Source organism: Nitrosomonas oligotropha, assembly GCF_900106555.1.
Classification (GTDB): Bacteria; Pseudomonadota; Gammaproteobacteria; order Burkholderiales; family Nitrosomonadaceae; genus Nitrosomonas; species Nitrosomonas oligotropha_A.
Window position 1 is genome coordinate 57,806 of sequence record NZ_FNOE01000019.1, and the last position, 6,856, is coordinate 64,661.

Annotated in this window: 8 protein-coding genes; 1 reads left to right on the forward strand and 7 read right to left on the reverse strand. The window is 50.3% G+C overall.

What is annotated here, in order from left to right:
- Positions 1-3 precede the first annotated feature (3 nt).
- The 7 genes from BLU57_RS10735 to BLU57_RS10765 all read right to left on the reverse strand — a co-directional run bounded on the left by BLU57_RS10735 (position 4) and on the right by BLU57_RS10765 (position 6,082).
- Positions 4-585 carry a hypothetical protein gene (locus tag BLU57_RS10735; protein WP_256206241.1) on the reverse strand — a complete coding sequence of 194 codons (582 nt, stop codon included), beginning with the start codon at positions 583-585 and terminating at the stop codon, positions 4-6.
- A complete protein-coding gene (locus BLU57_RS10740) occupies positions 582-1,130 on the reverse strand; it encodes a PilN domain-containing protein (RefSeq protein WP_090320487.1) in 549 nt (182 codons plus the stop codon). The genes BLU57_RS10735 and BLU57_RS10740 overlap by 4 nt, the downstream gene beginning before the upstream one ends.
- Complete coding sequence (locus tag BLU57_RS10745; protein ID WP_090320490.1) at positions 1,118-1,951, reverse strand: hypothetical protein; 834 nt, start codon at positions 1,949-1,951, stop codon at positions 1,118-1,120. The genes BLU57_RS10740 and BLU57_RS10745 overlap by 13 nt, the downstream gene beginning before the upstream one ends.
- Positions 1,932-3,584, reverse strand: coding sequence for a GspE/PulE family protein (locus tag BLU57_RS10750; RefSeq protein WP_090320514.1), 1,653 nt, complete (start codon positions 3,582-3,584; stop codon positions 1,932-1,934). Before BLU57_RS10750 ends, BLU57_RS10745 begins: the two co-directional genes overlap by 20 nt.
- A gap of 35 nt (positions 3,585-3,619) precedes the next feature.
- Entirely contained in the window at positions 3,620-4,804 is a 1,185-nt protein-coding gene (locus BLU57_RS10755) for a type II secretion system F family protein (RefSeq protein ID WP_090320493.1), read from the reverse strand.
- A 9-nt stretch (positions 4,805-4,813) separates the two neighbouring features.
- Entirely contained in the window at positions 4,814-5,248 is a 435-nt protein-coding gene (gene gspG, locus BLU57_RS10760; protein ID WP_090320496.1) for a type II secretion system major pseudopilin GspG, read from the reverse strand.
- Between the two features lie 150 nt (positions 5,249-5,398).
- The gene (locus BLU57_RS10765; protein ID WP_090320499.1) at positions 5,399-6,082 is read right to left on the reverse strand and encodes a zinc metallopeptidase; all 684 of its coding nucleotides are present in this window, start codon (positions 6,080-6,082) and stop codon (positions 5,399-5,401) included.
- A 532-nt stretch (positions 6,083-6,614) separates the two neighbouring features.
- Between BLU57_RS10765 and BLU57_RS10770 the strand changes: the two genes are divergently transcribed.
- A partial coding sequence (locus BLU57_RS10770; RefSeq protein WP_176776422.1) for a helix-turn-helix domain-containing protein occupies positions 6,615-6,856 on the forward strand: 242 nt, incomplete at its 3' end.

Genomic DNA, 6,856 nt, shown 5'->3' on the forward strand with positions numbered 1-6,856 from the left:
CGCTTATTTGTTCAAGTAAAGGTTAATTTCAAGGCGGACTTCAAGCTTGTCGGAAGTTATATTTTCACGTTTAAGCGCAATCGCGGAAATAGCCATGGCAGGAACTTTGACCAACGCTTCCGCCATAAAAGCGCGAATTTGCGGATAACGGCCTTTTACCGGCAATATCATCTCGTAACGAGCCAAACGCGCGTCACTCTCATTCATCAGACGATATTCACTACTGCTCAGATCAACGCCATGCTTTTTAGCCAATTGCACCAATTCACGAATCCAGAAAGGCGATGAGTCGATACGCGGGAAGTAATCATAAAATACTTGCAATGCCTGATCGCTATTCAATTTCTTTCCGCCTTCCATTTCTCCCGGAGACTGCTTCGCCAACTCCTGCAATTGCAGCGTCTCAGCTCGCTCCTTCAGCTTTTGCAGATCGGAGTCTTGCGGCAAAACCGCCGAGAAAAAATAAATACCGGCAACAACAATCAGACCCAGGCCGATTTTTCCAATCGTGCCGAGACGGCCTGCCTGCCAGCGCAGTTGCAGCATCAATCGATCAAGCTGTGTTTGGATTGTTCCGGTCTTCAAGAAACTTGCATCCATGCTGCGGTCAGGAGAAAAATAATGGGCCGGTGCGGATTATCTTGTTTAACTTTGTAGTTTAACAAATGTACATTTTCAAAAACCAACTCACGTTCAAGCGCTTCGACAAAATCGAGTAGTTCGGACATACTCTTTGCTTCACCGCTGAGACGCAGTGTCCGGCTGGCCACATTCGGCTGCAAGGATAACAAGGCGATCTCTTCCGTTGCCGCATGTTCGATGGCATCGAATAAAGTCTCCCAAGGCAAATTGATCTGATCCAGTATTGCATTGGCTTGCGTGATTTCCTTACGGATTTCCTGGCTGAATTCTTTTATCCGCGGGGTTGACCGTGTGCGCGGCGCAGCTTTCTGCTGCTGTTGTTTTTCCAGCCGCTCAACCCGGTTCGTCCAGTGATTCACTTCTTCAGTCACTTGGCGGAATTGCAGCAGCACACCGGCAAGCACAAGTAATCCGATCAGCAGGATGGAAAAATCGATATGCGGAACGGATTGACCGCGATCCGGGAACTTAAGTCTCAAGCGTGGCATCGATTTACCCCGTCATCATCAACCGGCCCGGATGGGTAATGCGGCAATGCCGGTATTTTCTCAAGCGGCATCGGCACAATGCACCATCCGCACTGTTCCGGCAGCATCAAATCCGCATGTTCCGGCGCAAACACATGAACCCATTCAATCGCTTCCTTACTTCCGGTCAAGATAGCTTCCTGATCCAATGCCGCGAGCAATTCAGCTGCGGCATTGTGCAAAATCCGCTGATTGCGGATACTGTGCCAGCTTCCATTGATCAGCACAGCCAAGCAAATACGTCCGGCTTCAATGACCGCAAAATAGGTTTTATTGCCATCGAGCAATTTTTGCCAGCGATCATAAACAGAGGCAAAATAAGGCTCGATTTCTTTAAGTGTGCAGCGGCACCGCGCCGCCATCTCTTCCAGCTGCACCATCAAATCGCGCGGAATCGCAGCGCACACCGCACCGCTCAGCGGCGTCCATTCGCTCACACTCAGCGCCCACGAATCAACCCGTTCCGCATACACCTCGCGCATGCGGAACGCGGCATAGGCATTCACCTCTTCCGGCGTTGCGATCTCGGCTTGCGGCAATAGGGCGACGTAACGTACAAAATGATTGGATACCGTAACACTCAATTCCGCTCCAGGCTCATCAATCAAGTGCTTTTCCAATTGCTGCAAAGCTGCCTGCCAAACCGGGGCATCCTGCACAGGCTCGCACCACACGGTAACCTTGGCTGCCTGTACCGGTTTGAAACCGCGCGTTGAACGCACCAGATCAATTCGTCCGGGCGCCAGGAAGACCTGCACCTGATTACGCCACAATGGTGACACGATTAGCCTCCTCTAAACTGGTTGAGCCTTGCTTGACCATATCCAAAGCAGCCTCCCGCAAGAATCGGGTGCCATTGCTTCTGGCCGCTTCCTTGATGCGGCGTATCGGTTCCTGCGCTACGATCAGCTCACGAATCTCATCGTTCAGGATCAGAATCTCGGCAATTGCATTTCTTCCCCGGTAACCGCTTCCACGGCATTGACCGCAACCTCGTCCGTTGCGAAACTTGAATTGATCCGCTTCGTCGAGGGGAATTCCTGATTCTTCGATCAGTTTATCATCCGGACGCTCATCAACCGAGCAGTGCGGACATAACAAACGCACTAAGCGCTGCGCGGCAATTCCGTTCAAAGCAGACACAAAACTGTAAGGGTCCACACCCATATGCGAAAACCGGCCGATGACATCAAATACGTTATTGGCGTGTACCGTGGTAAAAACCAAGTGACCGGTCAGCGCTGCCTGGATGGCAATCTGCGCCGTTTCCGAGTCGCGAATTTCACCCACCATGATTTTGTCCGGATCATGCCGCAAAATTGAACGCAATCCGCGCGCAAACGTTAGTCCTTTTTTCTCATTTACCGGGATTTGCAGCACCCCGGGAAGCTGATACTCGATCGGATCTTCGATGGTAATAATTTTATCGCTGCCTTTATTCACTTCGGAAATCGCGGCGTAGAGCGATGTCGTTTTACCGCTTCCGGTTGGCCCGGTAACCAGCAGCATGCCATACGGCTCGGAACTCAGACGGCGGATACTGGCAATCGCCGCCTGATTAAAACCCAATTGGTTTAACGTCAACCCTTCAATATGATCGGACAACGCTTGCCGGTCAAGAATACGCAAGACGGCATCCTCGCCGAAAATGCTCGGCATGATGGAAACGCGGAAATCGATTTCCCGTCCCTGGATGGAAACTTTAAAACGGCCATCCTGCGGCACGCGGCGTTCGGCAATATCCAACTCGGACATCACTTTAATCCGGGAAATGACTTGCTCAGCCAAATCCGCGCCCTGGATCACGCCAATCGAGCTCAGTACGCCATCGATGCGGTATTTTATCGACAGTGCGCCTGCCGTCATTTCCAAATGAATATCGCTGGCCTGCGATTTATGTGCGTCATACAAGGTGGAATGTACCAAGCGCACCACCTGGCTGGTACCTTCATTGATGCTTTTTAACGATAAATCCTCAACACCGCTTTGTATTTTATCCAGCTCTGTGGAAGGTAGCACTTGATCCATGGCACGCATGGTTTTTTCCTGCTGAGCAAAAAAGGCGCTCAAATCAGCAGGATGCACCAAATACCACTCAGCGGCGACAGCAAAGCGTTCTTCCGCCCATGCCCGTAATTTTGTTGAAAATGGATTACTGACTGCCAGCAGATAGTCTTGTTCGCGGCGAAATAAAACACATTCATGCATCATGGCTTCGGCAAACGAGAGCACATCAAAAGCGGGACTGAGTGCGTGAATCGTTTTCATGTCCAGTACCGGCATATGTAGAAGCTGGCCGAGCTGCTGCATGAGTTCATCAGGCGTATAACCGCCTTTTTCTTCCAAAACCTGAATGACGGACACATTCTGTTCGAGCGCTTTTTGCTGCGCGTCGGCCAGATGATTGATCTCCATCAGCGGCTTGTTTACGGATTGCGCCTGCGCTTCGATCAATTGATACTTCCCGCCAATTCAAATATGGGCATATACATGAGAATAATAATCCCGCCAATTACAATGCCGATGACCGCCATCAGTAGTGGCTCTATCAATTTGGTTGTCCATTCGACCCAACGCGCAATTTCCTCATCGTGAAAATTACCGATCCGTTCCATCATATCGCCCATTAAACCCGTTCTCTCGCCCACGCGGAGCATGCGATTGCCCACTGCCGTTGTCAGTCCTTCCAATTCCATTGCGCTGGAAATCGTTCTACCTTCGCGGATATGCTTGGCTGCAGCCGCGACTTTGGGACGGAAATGCGCTTGCAATAATCCGCTGACCATTTCCAGCGCTTGCGTGATGGGAATGCCGCCACGCAGCAGCATGCCCAACGTCTTGTAGAAGCGCGCCAGCTGATACACACGCATGCGCTCGCCGATCGCCGGAATGCGCCACAGGAACTGCATGACACTGGCGCGAAAGGTTGACCGGCTCACTGTGTAGCCTGCCGCAATCAGCAGCGCCAATGCTCCAATGGCCAATTCCCAGCCGCGTTCATGAACGAATTGACCCCATTTAATCAGCAATAACGATAGCCAGGGTAAATCGCTGCCCATATCATCATAAATAGCGCTGAATTTAGGCACCACAAAAACCATCAGAAAAATCGACACCAGAAAACCGATCACCAATAACAGCACAGGATAAATCGACGCGCCAACGAGTTTTTTGCGCACAAACTCCATCTGTGTCTGGTAGGTGATAAAACGGGTCAGCGCTTCCGCAAGATCGCCGGTACGTTCGCTGGCGCGGACCGTGGCGATATAGAGCGGTGGAAATGCTTGCGGAAATTCTTGCAGCGCTTGAGAGAATGTCACTCCCTCATACAATCGATCCAGGATATTCTGGATAATTTTGCGGTTACTACTATCCTGTTCTTTCTCGAGCAGCGTTTCGATGCTTTCAACCAGACTTAAACCGGCAATCTGCAATGACAGTAATTCCTGGCTGAAATGAACCAGCGGAAAATGGCTCTTCGCTTTCAGCGAAAAACCCGAGAAGCTGCGCCGTATGCTTAAAACCATACCGCCTTGTTCAACAACCTGGCGGCGAGCCTCCTCCTCGCTGTTCGCTTCCAGCTCAAGATGCACGGTACCTTGTCCGGACATCACGGCCTTCACTTCATAACGCATGCGCGGAATTTACCAGTTGGTAATATCAGCCGCCTCGCCCTCACCGCCAGGCTGTCCGTCCTTGCCGTAAGAGAGCAAATCAAACTCGGCGCGTTCACCCGGATATTTGTATACATAAGGGCGGCCCCAGGGATCGGCTGGCGGCAATTTGGATAAGTAAGGCCCTTGCCAGCGCGCCTCATTATTGGGGCGCGTAACCAGCGCGGTCAAGCCTTGTTCCGTGCCCGGATAGCTACCCACATCCAGACGGTATTGATGCAACGACTTTTCCAGTGCATCGATTTGCGCTTGCGCCATTTTTATTTCCGATTTGCCGACCTGCGAAAAGTACTTAGGCCCGACATAAGCAGCCAGCAAACCGATGATAACCATGACCACGAGTAATTCAAGCAGTGTAAAACCGCGTACTGCTTTTGCCTTTTGTTGCACAACCAATTGCACCATATTTATCCTCTAACAAAAAATACTGATCCCTAATGGATTAGCCCTATCAACAATTCAATTTCGAATCTTGTATGGTAAGTTGCCCGTATGACAGGGTCAAGACGGAATATCACACACATACTGCGGAATTCCCGCAATTCAGCAGCAGCATTAGCGCCGGAGAATCGCCCACCACCGGCCGATATTGAGTAATGCCATGAGCGAAGCGGATACATAAGTCCACGCTGCGGCACGCAGAATTCTGCGCGCATGCGGTTCGTCGCCTTGAATGAGATACTTGCCTTGCTCCAGCATCGGTAGCGCCCGCGCGAAACTGGCATGTAATTCCATCGGCAGCGTCACCATATGCACGACTACTGCACTACCCAACGTCAACAAGCCACCCGCGAGAAACAGAGCACCCGCTGCCGGTGCACGCAGGCCCACTGCGACAATCGGTGCGATCATCAAAATCACTGCGCCCAATTTTTCCGCCGGAGCGGCTATTTGCACCAAGCGTGTCCGCCATTTTAGCGGCAAGTAGCCATCACGGTCCTGGATGGCGTGCCCGACTTCGTGCGCCGCAACCGTAATCGCCGTGAGCGATTTGCCATTAAACTTATCCGCGGTCAGGCGCACTACTTTTTCGATCGGATCATAGTGATCACCCTGTTCCGTCACTTCGACCTTTACCGTCTGCAAGTTGGCCCAATCGAGCAAAATACGCGCCAGCTCAGCGCCGGTGCCCGGATAACGATCTTCAGGATGACTGTATTTTGCCAGGGTATGCTTAACCCAGTAAGACGGGCCCACTATGAGCGCAGCGATAACGATGACAAGTATTAAATAAAGCATAGACTTGAGATATCAGTACGAATAATTGGTTCCACACAAGACTTGCCCGCCATTTCACATCAGCCCAGAAATATCTCTTGTTAATCAAGTATCAGGAGAATACTACTGAATTATACCGCTTGCTTCAAAGATAAACTCAGAAATAAAGTATCGTATTGAGTTGCTGAGACTACCGGCAAATCAATTATTTCGATTTGCCGATCAGAACAATCAAATGACGTCATTTATTTGATCAGTCGGATAAAACCTATCGCCCCCCTCCTTTATTCAGCGTCAATCAATGGTTTTACGCCGGCACGAATAATCGATTCAGTCAATGTTGGAATACAAAGCTCAATAAACCGGTACGCATAGCTACGCAGATAATGATTACGCCGAACCGAAACAAAAGTGGCATTCATTTCAAACAGATATTCACTTTCAAGCTTGACTAATGTCTCATCTCTTCTGGGTGAAAATGCTACTGAGGCAATAATGCCTATACCTATAAGAATTCCTAGCGTTGTTTACAGTATTCAGGAGAATACTGTAGATGAACATACACAAACGCACTCGTTTAACATTATTGGATCGTCAGGAAATCTGGCGGCTTTATCAAACCTGGTTGTGGAAGGTAGTTCAGCTGGCAGAGCACTTCCACGTCAGCCGTCCAACGATTTATGACGTACTGAAACGAGCCAGGCTACAGGAATTTACTCCGCGTAATAGTACCAACCAACGGTTCAAGACGTTGCAGTACGGCCTTAAACGTCTGGCCAAGGTCGAGCAAACCAT